The following is a 20630-nucleotide window of genomic DNA, read 5'->3' as shown; positions in this document are numbered from 1 at the left end:
TCCAAGGGCGGCTGGAACCGACGATGGCGCAAACCCTCCAGACGAACGATCGTTGGTCCGGGACGCTACTGCACGGCTGCGACAAGTACGGCAGCCACCGATCCCGCCTCTCGATGCACGCGGGTCTATCTCGGATTCGACTTTCGGGATTGATCGACCGACGACCACCTATCGGGCGCCATACTGTCGGTCCAGCGGCCTTGCCGCCGATCACCACACCGGCCCCGCTTTCCGTCGCGCACTATGCGCAGCCGCCGTACCGATTCCGTTGGATCGACCCTCGAAGCGGAACGCAACACCAGCCGGATGTTCGGCGAACTGCCGGACACCGACGCCGTGGCCGACGGGATCCCCCAGGGTCACACTCGCGACCGAACGGTCGCCCGACGCTCAATTATCGGACCCGAGGTCTGTAATAGGCATGGAAATGAGACCCACCGTACGAAATGACCCCCGCCCCAGGACAGAAGTAGTTGAATACTAGTGCAATTATCGGCGAGATAGCGCATTCTGTGTTATATGGGTCGGGTCGGTGCTCGCAATTGATGACGTACATCGGATTGGGAACGGCGCATCATGTCCATGTCATACGGGCAACAGGTGCTGCGAAACGGGTCGTACTCGGCAGCAGGCGAGCGTGCGCAGCAGCAGTCAGCCGGTGGTGCCACTCTGTCCCACCGGATCGGCCATGGGAGTTGGCGCGAGATTCCACTCGATTTCGACGCGCCGAGTGTGACGATCGGGCGGTCGGAGGCGGCCGACATCACGGTGAAGGCCGACGCGACCGTTTCGCGTCTGCACGCCATCATCGAACGCGTGGGCGGTTGCTGGATCGTCATCGACAATGGCCTGTCGACGAACGGGACCTTCGTCAACGGCGAACGTATCGGTGGGTTCCGGAAACTCAACACCGGCGATTCGGTTCGCCTCGGGCAATCGGTGTTCGTCTTCACCGACGACCACCCATCCGACGATGAGAAAACGATTGTCCAGGTCAGCCTGCCGACCCGCAATGCGCTGACCGACGCGCAGTACCTGATTCTCGAGGCGCTGTGCCGCCCGTACGACATGCAGGCTACGTTCACCTACCCCGCGTCGAACTGGCAAATCGCACACGAACTGTGTCTGAGCGTCGCCACGGTCAAGACCCACATGCGAGCACTATTCAAAATATTCAACGTCGAAGCCCTGCCACCGAATCAGAAACGCGTGTTTCTGGTCGAACGTGCCATCGAGAGCGGCGTCATTGTCAATCACGATCGGGTTGGGCTCCGGCACGAAGTGCGGTGATGCGTTCGCGGTCCCCTCACCGCGGTGCAGGGCAACAACTCCTTTCGGTCGATACGGTGTCCAGCTAGATCGGGTGGTAACCCGCTCCGATGCCACCGCGTGCGTTGATGTCATCCATGATGGCGGCCATATTCCCGCCGAGCTGGGGGCCGAGGCACGGCACCCTGAGGTATCCGTTGACCATGCCGGCCAGCGTTGTTCCGACTACGACCGGCGCGCCGGAGTCACCGGGAAGGACACATATCTGCGTCCAGGCCCAGTTATTGGTCTGGAACACATCTCCATAGGCCAGTCCGCAGGTCTGGCCTGTTGTATAGCCTTCCTTGCAGGCGATCTCCGGGAACCGCACCGGACCACCCAACGCGGTAATCGTCGTATTACCCACGCGGTTCACGGGTATGACCTTGTCCGGATCGAACACGATGACGGCGTAGTCCATCTCCGGATTCGTGTAGGCGAAGGTGCCGACGACGCCTGCGTCGCGGTTGGCCTCGGCAACGACCTCGGTACCCGCCTCACCGCAGTGAGCTGCGGTGAGGCCGACCAGCCGACCGGCCGCATCGTGCCCGATCGTGGTGAGTGTGCATACGCCCCGGTCGTCGACGACGATGCCGGAGCCGCCACCCAGCACCGCTGGGCTTGCGGCATGCACAGTGCCTACTTGCGCCCCGACAAGTGTTATGCCTGCTGCTAGTGCAGCGACGGTCCCCGCAAGTTTCCTGAACATGTCCCATCCAATCGCTGGAGCCGCAACGATCCCGTGCGGCGCGAATAACGTCGGCACGTTCCTTGACGGGGCCTATCGGCACGGCAGCGTCAGGCCTCGTCGCTATGCGTTCTTCGGCGTGGAGACTGGTCCGAGGTGAAATTGTGGTGACAACCAACTATGACAGGTCACCACCGATCCGGGGTGTGATCAGCGGCGTCTTCGGCATTGTCACGTGCCGCCGAACGGTCAGACCAGGCAGATGCCCGTTCCGAAGGGGAAGATCGGCGGGATGAAGCAGACCCACCACAGGAAGGGGTTCCACCACAGGAAGGCAGGCTCGACCTGTGCGGGAACTTGATCGGAGGCGGGCGCCACTTGGACCGGCGCGGGGTTCTCGACCGGGGCCGCGGTAGCTACACCTGAGCCGAGGGCGATCATAGGTGCGAGCGCTGCAACTGCGACAGCTGCGCGAATTTTCTTCGTGGTCATGTTCTTTCCTTCAAATGAGTGCTTCCGGGACACCCTCGTCCAGAAGGCTTCCCGCATCTGAACACCACCAACTCTCCTCGTAGAATGCGCGGAAGATCATCCTCCCGCGGGTTGGAAACACTCAGACCTCGGGTGGGACCGGTGGGCGTCGCCAATTACCTCGCGCGCTGGGGTCAACGGGTCGGTCCACGGGGTGAAGGGACTTCGCAGTGAGTGAATACGACGTCTTCCTCGCCGATTGTCCCGCCCGCACGACGCTGGCCCTGATCGCCGACACCTGGTCCGTGGTGGTGATCTTCGGGCTCAGCGACGGACCGCAACGCTACGGTGAACTGCGGGACCGCATCGGGGGCATCAGTAAGAAGATGCTGACGCAGACACTGCGCAAGCTGGAGTCGTCACGGTTGGTCGAGCGCCGTGTCCTGGCCACCGCGCCGGCCGGGATGGAGTACACGCTCACCCCGCTCGGGAAGAGCCTGCTGGAGCCTGTGTCGCTGCTGGCGCGCTGGGCCGAGGAACACGGCGAGGAACTGGTATCCGGGCTGGAATGCTGACATGTCGTGGGGCACCGCCGGGTTCCCCACAGCCTCTTAGCTTTGGAGCGCATGAGAATCGCAATCTTCGGAGCCGGCGCTATGGCCGAGGCACTGGGCGCCAAGTGGGCAGCACGCGGGCACGACCTGATGATCGCCGGACGGTCTCCCGAGAAGGCCGCGGCCTTGGCCGATCGTCTGGACGTACGCTCGGGCAGCTTCGCACAGGCGGCGCGGCACGCCGATGCCGCTCTGATCGCCGTGCTGTATCAGGGGATGGAATACACCCTCGAGCACATCGGGGACGGCTTGCGCGGCAAGCCCGTCATCGACTGCAACAACCCGGTCGAAACCGAGGGATTCACCCTCGTCACCCCGCCCGGCGAGTCGATGGCACGCCAGATCGCGAAGGCGACCGGCGGACACGTGGTCAAAGCCTTCAACCTCTGCCACGCCGATGTATGGCGCATGCCGTCGATGACTTTCGACGGCCGTCCGCTCACCGTGCCCTATTGCGGCGACGATCCGACCGCCCTGCGCGTGGCCGGACAACTCATCGAGGACACCGGCGGGGTTCCCCTACCGACCGGCGATCTGCGGCATGCGCACTACCTCGAGGCGAGTGCCGCGATCATCATCGCCCAACTGTTCGGCGGCCTTCCCACCCGTACGGTGTTCAACCTGGTCGACGACCAGGCACCGGCGACGCGGTGACTGCACCGCTCAGTAGTCGCAGAGCCGAATCCAGTCGCCCGCATCGCGGCCGAGGTACCGGTTGTCCCGGAAGAAGAGGCCGGCGCCGTCGATATAGGGAACGGCGATGTCGTACTTGCCCTTCCGGTACATCACATGCGACCGGTCCCAGTCGTAATACGGCGCGTTGTCCATATCGTCGAGGAAGCCGTAGAAGTAGAAGTAGTTGTAGTGGTCGTCGAGCTTGCCGCCGTCGAAGGACACCTTCAGCCGCGTCCGCGCCCGGAACCTGCCGTACCCGCTGACATTCCCCTCGCAACTGCCCGACACCTCGTACTTGGGAGAGGCCTGTGCCGCGGCGGGCGACACCACCGCGGGAACACCGACCACGAGCATCGCCAGCAGCATCGAGCTCACCAGAATCTTCTTCATTTCCCACCCGTTTCGCCTTGGAGCACAACGCTCACCGACGTTAGTCGCCCGGCGATGGCACATCATCACACCGCCCGGGATCGCCCCAGCTCACGGGCGTGAGGTCGGTGTCCGGTCCGGACATCGGCGTGAGTTCACCACGCGCCGTGCGTGTTCCGGAGGAGGGCGGAGCCGCACGGCGCGCGCCGGTATGTCACCCGTCGAGGAGGTGGGGAAGTCCGGCGCGGAAGCGATCGGCGTCGATACGTTTGGCGGCGTCGAAGACCGGCAGTGAGACCAGTGGGAATACCGGTACCCGTGGCGCGGGGTCGTCGGCGGCGTCGAGGATGCCGTTGGCGGCGGCGCGACCGGATTCATTGGCGCCTTCCATGGTGGCCAGGTCGATGTGGCTGCGGACGTGATCGCCGCCGAAGAACAGGTTGGGAATCGCGCAGCGGGCGTCGGGGCGGTGGTCGTAGGAGCCGACGGTATTGACCAGCAGCGGTGTCTCGTTGTGGATGGCGCCGCTGGACCAGCTGACCCGGATAAGAGCCAACTGCTGATCCGCATGGCCGACCTCGCCACCACCGACCTGTTCGACGCCGCGGAACAGTGGTGGGGCGCCGAACACACCGACCGCAAAGCGGGCGTGGTCGTCGCCATCCGAGCCATGATCGCGGGCTTTCGCCGCCACCGATATCTTTTGCTGGCCCTCAGCGAGGTCTCCGCCTACGACCGAGAGGTCGGGGCCTACTGGCGCGCCCGCGTCGCCACCTTCGCCGATATGGTGCGCGCACGTCTCGACTCCGACCGCACCGCGGGCCGTGTCAGCCCGGATCTCGACCCACCCGCCACCGCCCTCGTCCTCACCTCCATGGTCGAACGCACTATCGCCGTGGCGTTCTCGGCGAACACCGGAATCAGCGATCAGGAACTCGCCGAGGCGCTCGGACGGGCGATCTGGCTGATCGTGTACGGGGATGCGCCGCAAGGAGAATGAGCGCAGGAGGTCGGACGTACGGCCGCCGCGGCGTTCGCCCGGGTGCTGATCGCGAGACAGCTACGTCGACTTGCTAACCTGCCGAGAATCGGGCGTCAGACACATGATTCGCGTGACTGGAGGCGAAACAGTAAGCGTGCGAACCCTCTACGTCGTCACACATCCGGAATCCACACACCACGTCGACGGGCTGGTGGGCGGATGGTTCGACTCGCCACTCACGCCAGCGGGTTTACGCGATGCGGCGTCCATCGCCGCGGCCCTGCGGGCAAGGATCCCCGAGCGGGCCGAGGTGGAGCTCTATTCGTCGGATCTACAACGCGCCGAGCAGGCCGCCCTCGTCATCGGCGAACTGCTGCACGTGCGGCCCGTCCTCGATCCGAGACTGCGCGAGAAGTCCTACGGCGAGGCCGAAGGCAGGCCGCAGGAATGGCTGCGGCAGCGGTTCGTCCCTCCACCCGCCGCCGGAGAACGAATGCGACACGATGAAGGTGTGCCGGGGGCCGAGACCATGGCGGTCTTCGCGCGGCGCGTCTACGCGGCGATAGGCGACATTCTGCGGCAGGACCGCGAACACCAGATCGTCGTAACCCACGGCGGCGCAATAACATTCGCCGTGGCTTCGTGGACCGAGTTACCGATCGAATCGCTCGGGTACGCCCGATTCCACGCCGCCCCTGGAAGCATCACCGAACTCCGCGAGGACGACTACTTCCACAACCGCCAGGTCTTCGGCCTCGGCGATACCCGTCATCTCGGCTCGGGCGGCGCAACCTCGTAGCCCGAACGATCCTGCGACCTCCAGGCACGAAAAAGCCCCACACCCGCTGGGGTGCAGGGCTTTCGGTTGCATCGATCAGATCGTGCGGACGTCCTGGGCCTGCGGCCCCTTCTGTCCCTGGCCGATCTCGAACTCCACGCGCTGTCCTTCTTCGAGGGACTTGAATCCCGAGCCGGACACGGCGGAGTAATGAACGAAGACGTCAGGGCCGCCACCGTCTTGCGCGATAAAGCCGAAGCCCTTTTCGCTGTTAAACCACTTCACACTGCCTTGAGCCATTTTCTTACTTCATCTTTTCTGTAGATGAGCCGAGCGAATCACATCGACACCCGATCTCACCCGACAACCATGCCACGGATCGGCGGCAATTCCGTGATCTGTGAGCTAAACAACATACAACGGGGAGGCCGACCGACGACCCGGCCGACCCCGCGACATCCGGATCCTCGATACCGGGTCAGGCAGGCCGCACATCCCCACCGGGCGTGCCCTGTGCGTCGATATCGGATCCGGTCGTCCGCTGCCTGTGGGCTCGTTTACCGCGGGCGATCTCGGTGGCCAGTGCGTCGAGCGGCTGCGCGAACCGCGCGAGCGGATCGGACAGATGGGCCAGCCAGGATATCGCCGCCTCCAGGGCCTCGGGGTCGAGGGCATAGACCCGACGGGTCCCTTCCGCGCGCACGCTCACCAGCCCGGCGTCGCGCAGCACCTTGAGGTGTTGCGAGACGGCGGGCTGGGATATAGGCGTATGCCGCTGCACGACGTCGACGATCGCACCGGCGGACTGCTCACCGGTCGACATCAACTCGAGAATCCCCCGCCGGACCGGGTCACCGAGAGCCTCGAAAATCCTCGCCGCGGAGACTGCCATCAGGACTCGGCGCCGCCCTCGGACGCACCGGTGTAGAACGCGATGGTCCGCTTCGCGGCCGCGTGCGCGGCCGCCGGGTCGTCACCGTCCTCGGTGGCCGCCACCGCCCATCCGGCCGCCGCCGTCCGGACGAAGATGTGGCCCTCGGGCGTGGTCGGGAAGGCCAACCCCGCCTCCGGGTCGACCGCCGCGCCACTGGACAGGTGCAAGCCCAGACCCATCAGGGCGAGATCCCAGCCGACGCCGACCGCCCCGGGTCCGAACTGCGACCACATCTCGGGGTCGATGTGCGCCTCGTGCGCCAGCTCCAGCAGGGTGCCTTCGGCCGCGGGCGTGAGGCTGACCTCCAGCCACGACACCTGCGGACCCATTTCCCAGGTCACCGCGAACCGCTTGGGTTCCTCGCACTGTTCGACGACACCGTTCGCATTGCCCTCGAGCTGGTAGCGGCCACCGACCCGCAGCTCACCACTGACCGGCAGGAACCAGCGCGGGATCCGCTCGGCGTTGGTCAGCGCGTCCCAGAGATCGGCCTGGTCCGTCGGATAGATGCGTTGAGCGACCGCGATCCGGGTCGGCGCTCCGTCGCGAGAGCCGGTGCGGACCTCGCGGGTCACGAGCCCGGCGATCGCGGCCGGATCGGTCAGTAGAGTCATGCCATCCTCCTTAATATAAGAATGAACTTATATTAGCCGACCGGTCGCGGTCTCCGGCAGACCGGTGGGATATCGATCGAATGAGCCGGTCGCCGCGGTCATCGGGCGGGCGATTCATCCACCCGATGACCAGCAGCCGCGGCCGGAGAACCGATGGTCGATCAGACCAGGGAGAGCTGCCGATCGTCCTCGTCGCGAGTCGCCGCCGAGCCGGTCGGGCGAAGGCGGACCGGGAGGGTGGCGAGACCGCGGATCAGCAGACTCTTACGCCAGATCAACTCGGATTCCGCCGCATTCAGCGACATCTCCGGAATCCGGGCGAGCAGGCGGCTGAGGGCGATGGTTGCTTCCATGCGGGCCAGCGCGGCGCCGAGGCAGTAGTGCAGGCCGTGGCCGAAGGCCAGGTGCCGATTGTCGGCACGACCGGCATCGATGCGCTCCGGTTCGCTGAAACGCCGCGGGTCGCGGTTGACGGCGCCCAGGGAAATCATGATGAATTCGCCCGCATCGATGTACCGGCCACCGAGGGTGATCGGCGCGGTGGTGAAGCGGGCCGTGGCCAAGTGCACCGGACCCTGATACCGCAGGATCTCCTCGACATAGGCCGGGATGGCCTCGGGGTTCACCCGCAACCGCTCGGCGGCTTCCGGGTCGCGCAGCAACTCGAGCACCGCGTTACCGATCAGATTGACCGTCGTCTCGTGTCCGGCGGCCAGCAACAGCAGCAGCATCGAAATAAGCTCTTGCTGATCGAGCCGGTCGTCGTCGTCCTTGGCGACGATCAATTCCGAAAGCAGATCATCACCGGGATTATCGGTGCGTACGGCGATCAATTCGTTCAGATAGGTGAAGAAACTAATGCCCGCGCTGGTGCGTTCCTCGATCGGCGCCGAATCATTGACGACGACGGCGGTCCACGATCGGAACGCGTCCTTATCGTCTTCCGGCACGCCGAGCAGTTCGCAGATCACCGCGATCGGCAGCGGGAAGGCGTAACTGTCCAGCAGATCGACGGTTTCGCGGGTGCTCATCTCGTCGAGCAGATCGTCGGCGATGGTGGTGATCCGGGGACCGAGATCACGGATGGCGCGGCCGGCGAATGCCTTCGTCACCAGGCGGCGCAGCCGGGTGTGCTGCGGCGGATCGGAGAAGAGCATGTTGTCGGTGATGGCGCCGTTGAACTGATCCACCCCGCCGTTCTTGGCCAGCACCGCCTGCCCCTCAGGCGACCCGATCTTCTTGCTGATGTTCGGCTCGACGAAGGCCTGCTTGGCCACCTCTTGATCGACGACCATCCAGCAGAGCACACCATCGAGCCTGATCCGGTGGATGGGCCCGGTGCGCCGCAGCACCCGGTAGACGGCGTGCGGATCCTGGTAGAACTCGTCGGTCAGCTCGACGATCTCCGGTTCGGCCGTCACGAGCGACGACCGTCCGTCGATGCGAGCACGGGTGCATCCGAATAGCTCACTTGCCAAAGTCCTTTCGACGTTCGAATGGTTTCCGACTTCCACCCGAGCCGCGGCGGGGACAGTCGCCCGCCTACCGATCGCGGAATGCATGTCCATCGAATTCATCAGGTGGGTATCGAGGAGGCTCGAGCAGTTTCGATCGCTGGTGAACCAGGGAGAGCCGGTAACCGAAGAATTTCGGTTACGACCGCCAGAATGACCGCATAACCGGGCAATCCCGCGAGCTTTGTCCACGGCACAGTCGTCCCGTGTGGATGCTTGGACGAAAAAGGCTGGTGTGGGTGCTAATTGGACACTAACACCGGCCACTGCCGAGGCCGTGTACCGGTACACCTTAACGACGCGGATCCCGGTGCGGGTCGTGGACTCGCGCTACCGCAGCGAATCCGCCCGTGGCGCGGCGACGGCGGTATCGTCCCCGGCCGGTCCGGGCCACGGCTGCGGTGGCGAGCCGCGATCGATCAGCAACGCGACGTGCAGACGCGACTGGCATTCGAGCTTGATCATCACCTGCCGAAGGTGGTTGACCACGGTCCATTCGGCGATCCCGAGCCTGCTGGCGATCATACGGTTCGTCATGCCGGTCGCGACCAATCGGGCGACCTCCCGTTGCCGGTTCGTCAGCAGCGCGAGCGCGTCGCCCGGCCGGGCCACCTCGATCGGCACCGACAGCGTGTAGGCGATCGCCTCCGATACGGTCAGGCCGGAGGACTCCCGGACTATCTCGCAAAATATCTTGTCGCCCAGCGCATTCCGGTATTGGGAAAGGTGGACGCCGTCCGACTGCGGCACACCGTGCAGGTCACGCAGACGCCGGGTCGCCACCGAGAGGGTCGCGGCCGACCGCAGATACGCCGAACCGGCCGCGTCGTAGGCGCGGGCACACCCCTCCAATGCGGCGAACGTCTCGAGCAGGCGGGTCGAGGATTCGGGACTCTGCACGACCGCGTGACACAGTTGCAGCGCCCGATCCGCCCGGTCCACACCGAGGTACAGGTGAGCCAGCCCGGTGAGCGCGGCCAAGCGCCAGGCAGACTTGTCGAGTCGCAGGATTCGCTGATGCACCCGCGACAGGGCCTCATCGTCACCGTCGGGCCGCTCGGCGATCATCAGCATGGCCATCGCGATGCCGATCGGCTCGGCATGCCCCGCGTACAGCGATGCGGTCTGGTTCAATGCCGATCCCAGCAGATCTTCGGCGCGAGCGAGGTTGCCGACCCTGCGATGCGCCTCCCCCAGTGTCGCCGCGACCCGGCCCGCCCCTACGGCGTCGCCGATCTCGCGGAACTCCCCGCCCGCTTCGGTCAGCAGAGCAATGGCACGGGCCGGACGGCCGGACCGCAGCGCCCATCGCCCGAGCAATTCCATCCCGCGCGGCCGGGCGGCCTCGATATCGGGGGTCGGCTCGGCCGTGGTGTCCAGCACGCGAGTCACTATCGATTCGGCGTCGGTCAGGCATCCGTGCTGGATCCACACGTCTTCCAGATCGGCCGCCACGCTGACCGCACGCGCCGGCTCCCCCGTCTCGATGAGATAGCGAATCGTCGCGAGCAGGTCGGCTGTGCGCCCCGCCGCGACGTCCAACGCCACCCCGCGATGCGCGGAACTGGCCAGCCACCGCGCGACGGTCGCGGCGAGGTCGCAGAACCGATCCACCTGCTCACGCCGGATCCGCCGGTTGATCGCCCGATCCGCGTGCAGCAGCCTGTGACAGTAGGCGCGGACCGTGGCGAACAACTCGTAGACGTAGTCCCCCGATTCGGTCACCGTCTGACGCAGCAGGCTGTGCCCGACCAGGGTTGCCAGCGCGTCCTCGGTACTCGCCGGATGCGCGGCGCCGATCAACAGGCAGGCGGTGTCGCGGTCGACCGCCGATTCGCACAGCGACATGCGCAGCAGCAGATCGATGGCGGCGCCGTCGATATCGTCGAGTCGCCAGGCGACCGCGTCGTGCACGGTTCGGTGCCGCGGCGGTATATCGATGAATGGTGCGGGCGTCAGATCGGCGCCCGTCTCGATGAGCTCCAGCGTCCGCATCGGGCCGGTGCGGGTGATGGTCACCGCGGCCAATTCCAAGGCGAGGGGTATGCCGCCGAGCGCCCTGGCGATCTCGTCGAATACCAGTCGATCGTCGACCGCCGTACTGCCGCGGTAGAGCCGTTCGACGCTGTTGACGAGCAGTTCCAGCGCGGGCGACGAATCCGGCTGTCCCTGATCGGCATTCGACCAGGTCCGCAACGGATGTACGCAGACCACACATTCGCGATAGAGATTGAAGGTCACCCGTCCGGTCGCCAGGACGACCAGGTTCGGGCATCGATCCAGCAGCCGGGCAACGTCACGCGCGATACGACCGGCGACCGGATCACAGTTATCCAGCAGCAAATGGACTGGGTGTGTGCTGATGCGCGCCTGTAGCGCCTCGAACGCGGTCTCGGCGGCGGTGATTCGGCAGTTCTCGGATCCATCGGATTCGGCGACCACACCGGCCAGCACCATGCGCCAGCATTCGGCGGGGGCGGTGACTCCTGCGAGATCGGTCCGCACTACGAGGTCGTCACCGAACTCGTTGGTCGACAATGCTTCCCGGGCCAACCGGCTCTTGCCGACGCCCGCGGTTCCGGTCAGGGTCAGTAACCGGATCCGGGAATCGGCCAGTAGTCGGCGCACTTCCCGTACTTCGGAATCACGTCCGATCAGCGCGGGAATCCGATGGTTGGTGATGGATATGCCTACGGCTACGGCAGCGGAGTTGGCTTGCAATCGACAGTCTTCAGCCATAATTACCACGCTCAGAGCAAGTCAGTGGAAGCCCAGCAGACTCGAAACCCCGCACCGCGCCGTACCAGGGGCCGGCCTCCCCGGAAGCAACCAACCCGAGAACGTCTCTGTCCTTCTGCAGCGACCATACCAACTCGGGCCGGATCGCAGGCTAATTCCGAGAAACCCTTGGCGACAAGGTGATCGGTGCTCAGCGGGCGCGCGCGGCGGCAGGGAATTCGCCGGTGTCGCGGGCCGCGCGCGTCGCCGAGCCCGGGATGATCACCGTGAGCGGCTGTGCTCACCGCCGGTGTGGCCCGCCAGTAGTTGACCGAACGGGGTGACGGCGCCGAGCGAGTTACCCGAGTGGCGATGCCGGGGTGCGGTATCCCGCAGGAACCCCTGCACGCCGATCGGTGCGGCGACGATCAGCGTGGCGAGCTCGGCGGCGGCGCGGTGGATGCGTTCGGTGAGACCGGTGGATCCGAAATCCGCCGTGGCGGCGAAGACTCCGGTCGGCACGATGACGGCCCGCAGGTAGGTGAACAGCGGACGCATCGCATGGTCGAGCATCAGCGCGTGCCGCTCGGTGCCCGCGGTGGCGGCGATCAGCACCGGCATGCCATTGAGCGCGTCGGTGTCGAGGACATCGATGAACGTCTTGAACAAACCGCCGTAACTGCCCCCGAAAACCGGGGTGACGGCGATGACGCCGTCGGCGGCGGAGACCTTCTCCCGCGCCGCGGCGACCGTGGGCGTCGGCAGACCGCCGGTGATCATGGTGGTGGCGAGATCACTTGCCAATTCCCGTAGTTCGATCACCTCGAATTCGACGCTCTCGCCGCGCCCGCCGACCGCCGCCGAGACGGCGGCGGCGAGCTGGTCGGCGAGCAGTCGCGTCGACGACGGTTGCGACAGCCCCGCGGTGAGAACAACAACGGTGCGGCTCATGTACTTATCCTCGATTCGATTCGGCGCTCACCCGATCACGGGCCGGTTCCACCAGGTGGTGCGGCGCGTCGGGGCCGGCGGCGACCAGGGCGGGGTGGGTGGGCGGGTCACTCGGTACATGTGCGGGGCGGCGCGCCTCGAATTCCTTGCGCAGCACCGGAACCACCTCGCGGCCCAGGATGTCGAGCTGATCCAGCACCACCTCGAGCGGCAGCCCGGCGTGGTCCATCAGGAACAGCTGACGCTGGTAGTCGCCGACGTAATCGGCGAAACCGAGGGTGCGCTCGATGACCTGTTCGGGTGTGCCCACGGTCAGCGGGGTCAGCTCGGTGAAGTCCTCGAGCGAGGGCCCGTGCCCGTACACCGGGGCGTTGTCGAAGTACGGCCGGAAGAAGTTCTTCGCCGCCGCCTCCGTCTCGGCCATGAACACCTGGCCGCCCAGTCCGACAATGGCCTGGTCGGCGGCGCCGTGGCCGTAGTACTCGAAGCGCTGCCGGTACAGCCGCACCATCTGCTCGGTGTGTTCCTTATTCCAGAAGATGTTGTTGTGGAAGAAGCCGTCACCGTAGTAGGCGGCCTGCTCGGCGATCTCCGGGGAACGGATCGAACCGTGCCAGACGAACGGCGGCGTGCCCTCCAGCGGCGCGGGCGTCGCGGTGAAACCCTGCAGCGGGGTACGGAACTTGCCTTCCCAATCGACGCGCCGCTCCCGCCACAGCTTGCGCAGCAGGTGATAGTTCTCGACGGCCAGCGGGAGTCCGTCGCGGATGTCCTTGCCGAACCACGGATAGACCGGTCCGGTGTTGCCGCGGCCGAGCATCAGGTCCATCCGGCCGTCGGACAGATGTTGCAGCATGGCGAAGTCCTCGGCGATCTTCACCGGATCGTTCGTCGTGATCAGCGTCGTCGACGTGGACAGGATCAGTCGCTCGGTGCGGGCCGCGAGGTAGCCGAGCATGGTGGTCGGTGACGACGGGACGAATGGGGGGTTGTGGTGCTCACCGGTCGCGAATACGTCGAGACCGACCTCTTCGGCCTTCTCCCCGATCGCGATCATCGACTTGATCCGCTCGGCTTCGCTCGGCGTCCGACCCGTCACCGGGTCTGGCGTGAGATCACCGACGGTGAAGATTCCGAACTGCACGGGCCCTCCTCGGCTCGATATCAACTTTGTTGATGTGGCAACCAAAGGAACAGCGGACCCGCCCCCGGTATTCCGACACCGCGCGCGCCGCCCAACGATCTCGGCGGGCGGTCCTGGGGGCGCTGTATTTTCAAACAGGTGAGCAAGTTGGTGGGCCGGCCGTTTCGACGCGTCGGACATGTGGATCGGGCGGTCAGCGGCGCCGTAGCGCGGATTCCGGTGTCGGGGGTCGACCGCGGCATGCAGCGGCTGACCAAGGCGGCGAATCACAGCGTGCTCTGGGGAAGTATCGCGCTGCTGCTCGCGGCCCGGCAGGGTGCGACGCGGCGGGCCGCGTTGCGCGGCACCGTATCGGTCGCGGGGGCGAGCCTGACCGTCAACCTGGTGCTCAAGTCGCTGATCGCGCGCCGCAGGCCGGCGGCGGAACTGCTGCCCACCGAGCGCAGGCTGATCAAGTTCCCGACGTCCTCATCCTTCCCGTCCGGCCACAGCGCGAGCGCCGCCGCGTTCGCCACGGCGGTCGCGATGGAGAGCCCGAGCGCCGGATTGCTGATCGCGCCGCTGGCCGCGACGGTCGCCTACTCCCGGGTGCACACCGGGGTGCACTGGAGCTCGGACGTATTCGTCGGCGCGGCCGTCGGGGCCGGGGTGGCCCTGGCAACCCGCCGCTGGTGGCCGGTGCGCGAATCCGATGAGGCGGCGGCCGTCCCGGTCCGCGATGTGCCCGTGCTCGTCGAAGGCAAAGGGCTTGTGGTGCTGGTCAATCCGGTGTCCGGTGGTCCCGGATACGACCCGACCCCCGACGTCGCCGCAGCCCTGCCCGCGGCCACCGTATTGCGTACCGAACCGGGTCGCGACTGCGTCGAACAGTTGACGCAGGCGCTGGCCGACGCCCACGGGCAGACGCTCGCGGTGGGCGCGGCGGGCGGTGACGGCACCATCGCGGCGGCGGCCACCGTGGCATTGCGGCACGGGCTGCCGCTGGTCGTCATTCCCACCGGCACACTGAACCATTTCGCCCGCGACCTGGGGGTGTACGACCTGCGCGAGGTGGTCGACGCGACCGGCGCGGGCGAGGCGGTGGCGGTCGATATCGCGACAGTGGAGCTCGAGGCCGCGGACGGCACGCGCACCCACTATCTGATCAACACCGCCAGCCTGGGCGCCTACCCGGATCTGGTGCGATTGCGCGAGCAATGGCAAGGGCGGTGGGGCAAATGGCCCGCCTTCGCCGCCGCCCTGTTCGTCACGTTGCGCCGGGCACAGCCGATCCGCATCCGCATCGACGAACAGTGGCACGACGTGTGGTTCGTCTTCGTGGGCAACGGCCCGTATCACCCGCACGGCGCGGTGCCCGCCTTCCGCTCCCGGCTGGACTCCAGGCTGCTCGATGTGCGCTGGCTCCGCGCCGATCTGCGGTTCTCCCGAACCCGCGCGGCGGTGGCCCTGCTACTGGCCGCGATCGGGCACAGCAAGGTGTACCACGAGAAGCAGGTGCCCGAGTTCATCGTGCACCTGGACGCCCCGGAGCCGGTCGCCGCCGACGGCGAGGTGCTCGGCGAGACACACCGGTTGCGCTTTGCGGTGGCGGGCCAGGTCGCGGCCTACCGCCGCGATGAGGAGAATCCGCGCTGGGCGACCCGGGACCGGCCGCACCACCGCGGATCACTGACGATGCTCGGGGTGTTCGCGCGCCGGACACGCTGACGGCCGCGCCCCGAATCCGGCTGCACCGCAACCGATCACCCCGCCCGGCGAACAGCCGCGCCCGATTCCGGCGTGATCAGCGTCCGACTTTGCGGGACAGGTACTCCGGATAGCGAGCACCCGCGAAGGCGGCGGGTGCGGCGGCATCAACTCGACTTCGGAATCCATGGGCGATTGATAGCGTCGGATCGTGCCGCCCCACCCGACCGTCGAAGCCGGATCCACCCTCCCGATCCAGCGGGTGCGGGCGATCGTCGAGCCCGGCATCGAGGACATCGCGGCCGAACTGGCCATGAGTCCGCAGACGCTGCGCCGCCGGCTCCGGGACGAGGGCAATACCTCGCCGCGCGAAATCCGCGAACAGATCCTGCGCGACGCCGCCATCTCCAGCCTGGTGCGCGGCGAGGAGACCGTCACCGCGCTGTCCCGGCGGCTCGGCTTCTCCGAACCCAGCGCGTTCTCCCGGGCCTTTCGCCGATGGACGGGCAGCCCACCGGGCTCCTACCAGTCTTAGCGAGCGATCCGGTCAACGGTTCGAGCGCAGCGGTCATTGGCCGCGGCCCACCCCCGCCTTACGGTCACAGCGGATCTGTATCAGAACAGAGGAGTTCACTCGTGGCCCTGCACCGTTCGTCGTGGATGGACGAGGACCTGGACGCGCTGGCCGACCTGGCACGCCGGTTCTTCGAGAAGGAATGTGCCCCGAACGAGGAGCGGTGGGGCCGCCAGCACCACATCGACCGCGAGGTCTGGAACAGGGCGGGGGAACTCGGATTGCTGTGCCTGAGCATCCCCGAGGAGTACGGCGGCGGCGGTGGCACCTTCGCGCACGAGTCCGTCGTGCTCACCGAACAGGTCCGCGGTCTGGCGCCCAGTCTGGGCAACCCGGTGCACAGCGGAATCGTCGCGCACTACGTTCTCGCCTACGGCACCGAGGAGCAGAAGCGGGCCTGGCTGCCGAAGATGGCCTCCGGCGAAATCGTGGGCGCGATCGCGATGACCGAACCGGGCACCGGCTCGGATCTGCAGAGCATCACAACCAGGGCGGTCAAGGAGGGTGACGATACATCATCAGCGGCGCCAAGACCTTCATCACCAACGGCTACCTGGCCGACCTGGTGATCGTCGCGGTCAAGACCGGCGAGGGCAAGGGCGCCGAAAGCGTCTCGCTCATCGCGGTGGAGACCGACCGGGACGGCTTCCGGCGCGGGCGCAACCTGGAGAAGATCGGCCAGCACGGGCAGGACACCTGCGAACTGTTCTTCGACGAGGTGCGGGTGCCGCAGTCGAATCTGCTCGGTGGCGCCGAGGGACTCGGCTTCATCCAGCTGATGCAGCAGCTGCCCCAAGAGCGATTGATCCTCGGCGTCATCGCCGCCGCCGGCGGCTACGGCTACATGGTCGAGTACCCGATCTCGCGGTTCTACGCGGATGCCCGCATCCAGAAGATCTACGGCGGCACCAACGAGATCATGAAGTTGATCATCGGCCGCAGCCTCTGAGTCGGCGCGGTTCCCGGTCGGCCCGGCATCATATGGTTTGCGCCGCTTCTGCTTCGACCATTGCCTGGAGGAATCCGGCGGGGATATCGGGCCATTCGGGATGCCAGCGGTCCGCGAGCTGGTCGGCGCGCAGGGCGACCAGGGTCGCCACCACGTGCGGGCCGCCGTCGAGCAGGTAGCGGACCGAGCCGAGTTCGGCGCACTGCGCCACCACCATCGCCAGCAATGTCTTCGCGGCGTCGATGCGGCCCGCGGCGGCCAGGCAGGCGATCAGCAGGCGGCGCGCCTTCAGCAATTCCCGTGGGCGATGGACCGATTCGAGTCGGTCCACCCATTCCTGCGCCCAGGTGCGGGCCAGTTCGGTGCGCTCCGGGGAGTTCTCGGCGAGCAACAGCCGGATGGCGGTGAATTCCTCGTACAGCACGGTGATTTCGTCGATCGGGTCGGTCGGGGTGCGGCGGTGGGCGTACTCGACCACCGGCAGCGGCCCGAATTCGGGATGCGGCGGCAAACCGAGACGCAAGCGTTCGTTCTCCACCTCGGCCAGCAGCCGCGGCAGCGACATCGAATGTGCCACGCGGGCACCCTCGTTCAGTCGGCGAATGGCCGCGGCCCGGTCCCCGCGCAGCGCCTTGATGCGGGCCCCGACCACGTAGCGGGCCAGCTTGAAGTCGACGACACCGGCATCGGGTCCGAGTTTGTAGCCCTCATCGAGTAGGCGTTCGGCCTCCGCGATCTCGCCACGTTCGTAGAGCAATTCACCCAGCAGGGATCCGGCCAGCCGAGCACCGTAGGAGTGGCTGCCGCCGGACTGCTTGGCGACCTTCATTGCCCGGCGGAAGTAGTCCTGCGCCCTGGTGATGTCGAGTTGCAGGCTGGCGGCCAGACCGAGGAAGCACAACCCGATGACACGGTTGTAGAACCCCTTGTTCCGCCGCATATATGGTGCGGCCCACTCCTGAATGCGCACCGCCTCGTCGAAGTCGTAGCGGTAGCCCGCGGCGAAGCTGGCCACATTCGCCCCGATCGCCACCACGTATGGAGACAGTTCATCCGCGAGGTAGAAGCACGGCGCGAGCATGTCCTCGACACGGTCGAGCAGGTCCGCCCGCACGGTCACCACGGCGCGCACCACACCCGCTTCGGCGCGCAGGAGCGCCTCGACGTCGGTGTCCAGATCACCGCTATCGAGGTTCATCTCCGCCATCCGCAGCGCGTGCCGGGCCGGACCCGCCCGGTGCAGCAGGATATTGGCCCAAGCCAGATCCAGTTGCAGCCGCGGGTGGGTTTCGATGGTGGTAGCGGGCAGTTTGTTGACCAGGCCGATGAGGCTGGCGAACTGTCCGTACTCGAGCAGCGTCATACCGTCCTGCTCGACGATCTCGACCGCCTGTCGCTCGTCCCCGGCCAGCAGCGCGTGGTCGACCGCCTCGCTGACGTAGCTGCGATCGGCGAACCACCGCGACGCCGTTCGATGCAGTTCGTGGATTCGTTCGGGCCGGTCCCGCTCGAGGCGCTGCCGCAGGAAATCCTGGAACAGATGGTGATAGCGGAACCAATGTCCGTCAGCGAGCTTGCGCAGGAACAGATCCTGGTGCTCGATCTGCTCGAGCATCGCTTGCCCGTCCGCCACGCCGGTCAGCGCCTCGGCGAGTTCCCCGCAGGTCCGCTCGGAGATCGACGTCGCCACCATGAAGTCGAGCGTCCCGGGTTCCAGCGTATCCAGCACGTTCTCGACCAGGAATTCGCTGATGGCGTGATGGCGGCCGGTCAGATGGCTGATCAGTGCACTGGGGTCGTCGCTGCCGCGCATCGACAGCGCCGCCAGTTGCAGGGCCGCGACCCAACCTTCGGTCGATTCGGTGAGGTCCTCGATATCGCTGCGATCCAGCTCCAGCCCGCCCAGCTCGACGAGCAGGGTGTAGACCTCGTCGACTTCGAAACGGAGGTCGGAGGGACCGATTTCGACCAGATCGTCGCGTGCCCGCGTCGAACTCATCGGCAGCCCGGTCTGACTGCGACTGGTCACCACGACATGCAGGGTCGGGCTACAGCCTTCGATCAGATAGCGCAGGGCCCGGGTGGTCGCGGGGTCGGTGGCGCGATGCCAGTCGTCGATGACTACCACCAATTGTTCACCGCGCCGGTCGATATCGTTGATCAGCGAGGTCAGCACGTACCGTTCGGCCTCGTCGCCGTGCTCCTCCAGCAGCACGCCCAATTCCCGTGCGAGCGACGGCTGTACCGCGCGAATGGCATCAATCAGATGCGACAGGAACCAGACCACATTGTTGTCGTCCTGGTCGACGGTCAACCATGCCACCGCGACGCCCTCGGCGGTCAGCGTCTGGCACCACTGGGCGGCCAGCGTCGTCTTGCCGAAACCGGTGGGGCCGTGGATGACCGCGAGCCTGCGGCCGCATCCGTGCCGCAGCAGCTCGATCAACCGGGGCCGCTCGACGAGAGCGCGGGTGGCCACCGGGGGCCGCAATCGGGTCGCGGCCACGGGCGGGGTCGTGGTCTGCGTCGTATGCCATCCCGGGGTGCGCCGGTGCCCGGTCGGCGTCGTGGACGCTCGATGTCCCGTGGGCTCCGCGGCGGGCAGCGGGATCGGCATATCGTCGGTGGCCAGTCCGTGCCGATCCTGGATCTCGCGCAACAGGTTTCCGAATTCGGCCGCGCTGGACGGTCGTTCGGCGGGCTCGCGGGACATCGCAGCCTCGATCACCTCGGTCACGTCGGAGGGCAGTCCCGACACGCCCAGGTCCGGTGTGGGCTGCTTGGTGATGCGCAGGAACTGCGCCACCAACTGCTCGCCGCTGCGGCGCTCGAAGACCGCGTGACCGGTGCTGGCGCAGAACAGCGTCGAGGCCAGGCTGTAGACGTCGGAGGTGACGTCCGGGGCATGCCCCTGGAGCACCTCCGGCGCGGTGTAGGCCGGTGAACCGGTGATCGTGCCCGCGGTCGTCTCGAACCCGCCGACCAGCCGCGCGATACCGAAATCGGCCAGCTGCGGCTCGCCGTACTCGGTCAGCAGGATATTGCCGGGTTTCACATCCCGGTGCAGCATCCCGCGTCGATGGGCGGTCTCCAGGGCGCCGGCGATCTTCACCCCGATATGCAGCGCCTCCTGCCAGCCGACCGGGCCGTGCTCGTGGATCTCGGCATCCAGCGAACCGTGCGAGTGGTACGGCATGACGATGTAGGGTCGGCCGCCCGCGGTGGATCCCACCTCGAAAACGCTCACGATATTCGGGTGACCGGACAGCTTGCCCATGGCGAGCTGTTCTCGGACGAATCGTTCCAGGTTCTCCGCCTCGAGATCGGCCGTCAGCACTTTGATCGCCACCGTGCGCTCCAGGGCGGCCTGGAAACAGCGGTACACCACACCGAATCCGCCGCGGCCGATCTCCGTGGCATCGGTGAATCCGGCAGCGTCGAGTTCCGCCGCGAAACCTTCGGCCAGATCACGCTGCGTGGAGAACGGATCGATTTGCGCCACGGCGACCTCGAAAACGACAACCGGCCAGATACCTCGAGCATATGCCCGTCCCGCCGAACGTGCGCGTGCCCAACCGCGTGCCGCTGGGCGTGTCGTGAACGCCCGGAAAAGCGGGCCGGAACCTCGGTGCGACGAAGTTGCGCGCCGTCATGCGGTGGC

Annotated in this window: 17 protein-coding genes and 3 pseudogenes; 8 read left to right on the top strand and 12 right to left on the bottom strand. The window is 66.5% G+C overall.

The annotated features are described in order from the left end of the window. The first annotated feature begins 732 nt into the window (after positions 1–732). Positions 733–1290 carry an FHA domain-containing protein gene (locus tag AB0H61_RS14570; protein WP_357303667.1) on the top strand — a complete coding sequence of 186 codons (558 nt, stop codon included), beginning with the start codon at positions 733–735 and terminating at the stop codon, positions 1288–1290. Positions 1291–1354: 64 nt separating this feature from the next. On the opposite strand, the gene AB0H61_RS14565 is transcribed toward AB0H61_RS14570, so the two are convergent. Beyond that, positions 1355–2017: a serine protease gene (locus AB0H61_RS14565; RefSeq protein WP_357303664.1), complete on the bottom strand. Its 663-nt coding sequence runs from the start codon at positions 2015–2017 to the stop codon at positions 1355–1357. 228 nt (positions 2018–2245) lie between these two features. After that, the gene (locus AB0H61_RS14560) at positions 2246–2488 is read right to left on the bottom strand and encodes a hypothetical protein (protein ID WP_357303662.1); all 243 of its coding nucleotides are present in this window, start codon (positions 2486–2488) and stop codon (positions 2246–2248) included. Positions 2489–2697: 209 nt separating this feature from the next. Between AB0H61_RS14560 and AB0H61_RS14555 the strand changes: the two genes are divergently transcribed. Together AB0H61_RS14555 and AB0H61_RS14550 are read left to right on the top strand one after the other, a co-directional pair. Beyond that, complete coding sequence (locus AB0H61_RS14555) at positions 2698–3042, top strand: helix-turn-helix domain-containing protein (RefSeq protein WP_357303660.1); 345 nt, start codon at positions 2698–2700, stop codon at positions 3040–3042. 51 nt (positions 3043–3093) lie between these two features. Continuing rightward, the gene (locus AB0H61_RS14550) at positions 3094–3735 is read left to right on the top strand and encodes an NAD(P)-binding domain-containing protein (protein ID WP_357303657.1); all 642 of its coding nucleotides are present in this window, start codon (positions 3094–3096) and stop codon (positions 3733–3735) included. Between the two features lie 9 nt (positions 3736–3744). On the opposite strand, the gene AB0H61_RS14545 is transcribed toward AB0H61_RS14550, so the two are convergent. Together AB0H61_RS14545 and AB0H61_RS14540 are read right to left on the bottom strand one after the other, a co-directional pair. Further along, positions 3745–4146: a hypothetical protein gene (locus tag AB0H61_RS14545; RefSeq protein WP_357303654.1), complete on the bottom strand. Its 402-nt coding sequence runs from the start codon at positions 4144–4146 to the stop codon at positions 3745–3747. Between the two features lie 193 nt (positions 4147–4339). Next, positions 4340–4645, bottom strand: a pseudogene (locus tag AB0H61_RS14540) (FAD-dependent oxidoreductase); the annotation flags it as partial. A 48-nt stretch (positions 4646–4693) separates the two neighbouring features. Here AB0H61_RS14540 and AB0H61_RS14535 point away from each other — a divergent pair. Together AB0H61_RS14535 and AB0H61_RS14530 are read left to right on the top strand one after the other, a co-directional pair. After that, positions 4694–5125, top strand: coding sequence for a hypothetical protein (locus tag AB0H61_RS14535; protein WP_357303651.1), 432 nt, complete (start codon positions 4694–4696; stop codon positions 5123–5125). Between the two features lie 103 nt (positions 5126–5228). Further along, on the top strand, positions 5229–5906 hold the full coding sequence (locus tag AB0H61_RS14530) for a histidine phosphatase family protein (RefSeq protein WP_357303648.1): 678 nt from the start codon (positions 5229–5231) through the stop codon (positions 5904–5906). A gap of 75 nt (positions 5907–5981) precedes the next feature. Here AB0H61_RS14530 and AB0H61_RS14525 read toward each other — a convergent pair whose 3' ends face one another. The 7 genes from AB0H61_RS14525 to AB0H61_RS14495 all read right to left on the bottom strand — a co-directional run bounded on the left by AB0H61_RS14525 (position 5982) and on the right by AB0H61_RS14495 (position 13760). Then, positions 5982–6185, bottom strand: coding sequence for a cold-shock protein (locus tag AB0H61_RS14525; protein ID WP_357303646.1), 204 nt, complete (start codon positions 6183–6185; stop codon positions 5982–5984). 178 nt (positions 6186–6363) lie between these two features. Further along, positions 6364–6777, bottom strand: coding sequence for a metalloregulator ArsR/SmtB family transcription factor (locus AB0H61_RS14520; RefSeq protein ID WP_357303644.1), 414 nt, complete (start codon positions 6775–6777; stop codon positions 6364–6366). Continuing rightward, positions 6777–7433, bottom strand: coding sequence for an SRPBCC family protein (locus AB0H61_RS14515; protein ID WP_357303642.1), 657 nt, complete (start codon positions 7431–7433; stop codon positions 6777–6779). Before AB0H61_RS14515 ends, AB0H61_RS14520 begins: the two co-directional genes overlap by 1 nt. 161 nt (positions 7434–7594) lie before the next feature. After that, positions 7595–8854 carry a cytochrome P450 gene (locus AB0H61_RS14510; RefSeq protein ID WP_357303640.1) on the bottom strand — a complete coding sequence of 420 codons (1260 nt, stop codon included), beginning with the start codon at positions 8852–8854 and terminating at the stop codon, positions 7595–7597. Positions 8855–9277: 423 nt separating this feature from the next. Next, positions 9278–11686, bottom strand: a complete 2409-nt coding sequence (locus tag AB0H61_RS14505) for a LuxR C-terminal-related transcriptional regulator (RefSeq protein WP_357303638.1) — start codon at positions 11684–11686, stop codon at positions 9278–9280. A gap of 261 nt (positions 11687–11947) precedes the next feature. Further along, the gene (locus AB0H61_RS14500; protein WP_357303635.1) at positions 11948–12616 is read right to left on the bottom strand and encodes an FMN reductase; all 669 of its coding nucleotides are present in this window, start codon (positions 12614–12616) and stop codon (positions 11948–11950) included. A gap of 4 nt (positions 12617–12620) precedes the next feature. Continuing rightward, the gene (locus tag AB0H61_RS14495; protein ID WP_357303633.1) at positions 12621–13760 is read right to left on the bottom strand and encodes an LLM class flavin-dependent oxidoreductase; all 1140 of its coding nucleotides are present in this window, start codon (positions 13758–13760) and stop codon (positions 12621–12623) included. Positions 13761–13898: 138 nt separating this feature from the next. Between AB0H61_RS14495 and AB0H61_RS14490 the strand changes: the two genes are divergently transcribed. The 3 genes and pseudogenes from AB0H61_RS14490 to AB0H61_RS14480 all read left to right on the top strand — a co-directional run bounded on the left by AB0H61_RS14490 (position 13899) and on the right by AB0H61_RS14480 (position 16969). Next, positions 13899–15467, top strand: a complete 1569-nt coding sequence (locus tag AB0H61_RS14490) for a phosphatase PAP2 family protein (RefSeq protein ID WP_357303631.1) — start codon at positions 13899–13901, stop codon at positions 15465–15467. Between the two features lie 268 nt (positions 15468–15735). After that, a pseudogene (locus AB0H61_RS14485) lies at positions 15736–15981 on the top strand (helix-turn-helix transcriptional regulator); the annotation flags it as partial. Positions 15982–16106: 125 nt separating this feature from the next. Next, positions 16107–16969, top strand: a pseudogene (locus AB0H61_RS14480) (acyl-CoA dehydrogenase family protein). A 28-nt stretch (positions 16970–16997) separates the two neighbouring features. Here AB0H61_RS14480 and AB0H61_RS14475 read toward each other — a convergent pair. After that, entirely contained in the window at positions 16998–20471 is a 3474-nt protein-coding gene (locus AB0H61_RS14475; protein WP_357303629.1) for a protein kinase, read from the bottom strand. Positions 20472–20630 lie beyond the last annotated feature (159 nt).

It is taken from the genome of Nocardia sp. NPDC050710, assembly GCF_040654375.1.
In the GTDB taxonomy this organism is placed as follows: Bacteria; Actinomycetota; Actinomycetes; order Mycobacteriales; family Mycobacteriaceae; genus Nocardia.
Note: the sequence above shows the minus strand (reverse complement) of the source record. Positions and strands in the feature narration are given on the sequence as shown.

What these genes read in the sequence shown, in the direction of transcription:
- AB0H61_RS14530 (WP_357303648.1), top strand. Translation starts at nt 5,229, where the DNA reads ATGATTCGCGTGACTGGAGGCGAAACAGTAAGCGTGCGAACCCTCTAC.
- AB0H61_RS14565 (WP_357303664.1), bottom strand. Translation starts at nt 2,017, where the DNA reads ATGTTCAGGAAACTTGCGGGGACCGTCGCTGCACTAGCAGCAGGCATA.
- AB0H61_RS14545 (WP_357303654.1), bottom strand. Translation starts at nt 4,146, where the DNA reads ATGAAGAAGATTCTGGTGAGCTCGATGCTGCTGGCGATGCTCGTGGTC.
- AB0H61_RS14535 (WP_357303651.1), top strand. Translation starts at nt 4,694, where the DNA reads ATGGCCGACCTCGCCACCACCGACCTGTTCGACGCCGCGGAACAGTGG.
- AB0H61_RS14505 (WP_357303638.1), bottom strand. Translation starts at nt 11,686, where the DNA reads ATGGCTGAAGACTGTCGATTGCAAGCCAACTCCGCTGCCGTAGCCGTA.
- AB0H61_RS14515 (WP_357303642.1), bottom strand. Translation starts at nt 7,433, where the DNA reads ATGACTCTACTGACCGATCCGGCCGCGATCGCCGGGCTCGTGACCCGC.
- AB0H61_RS14525 (WP_357303646.1), bottom strand. Translation starts at nt 6,185, where the DNA reads ATGGCTCAAGGCAGTGTGAAGTGGTTTAACAGCGAAAAGGGCTTCGGC.
- AB0H61_RS14560 (WP_357303662.1), bottom strand. Translation starts at nt 2,488, where the DNA reads ATGACCACGAAGAAAATTCGCGCAGCTGTCGCAGTTGCAGCGCTCGCA.
- AB0H61_RS14550 (WP_357303657.1), top strand. Translation starts at nt 3,094, where the DNA reads ATGAGAATCGCAATCTTCGGAGCCGGCGCTATGGCCGAGGCACTGGGC.
- AB0H61_RS14520 (WP_357303644.1), bottom strand. Translation starts at nt 6,777, where the DNA reads ATGGCAGTCTCCGCGGCGAGGATTTTCGAGGCTCTCGGTGACCCGGTC.
- AB0H61_RS14500 (WP_357303635.1), bottom strand. Translation starts at nt 12,616, where the DNA reads ATGAGCCGCACCGTTGTTGTTCTCACCGCGGGGCTGTCGCAACCGTCG.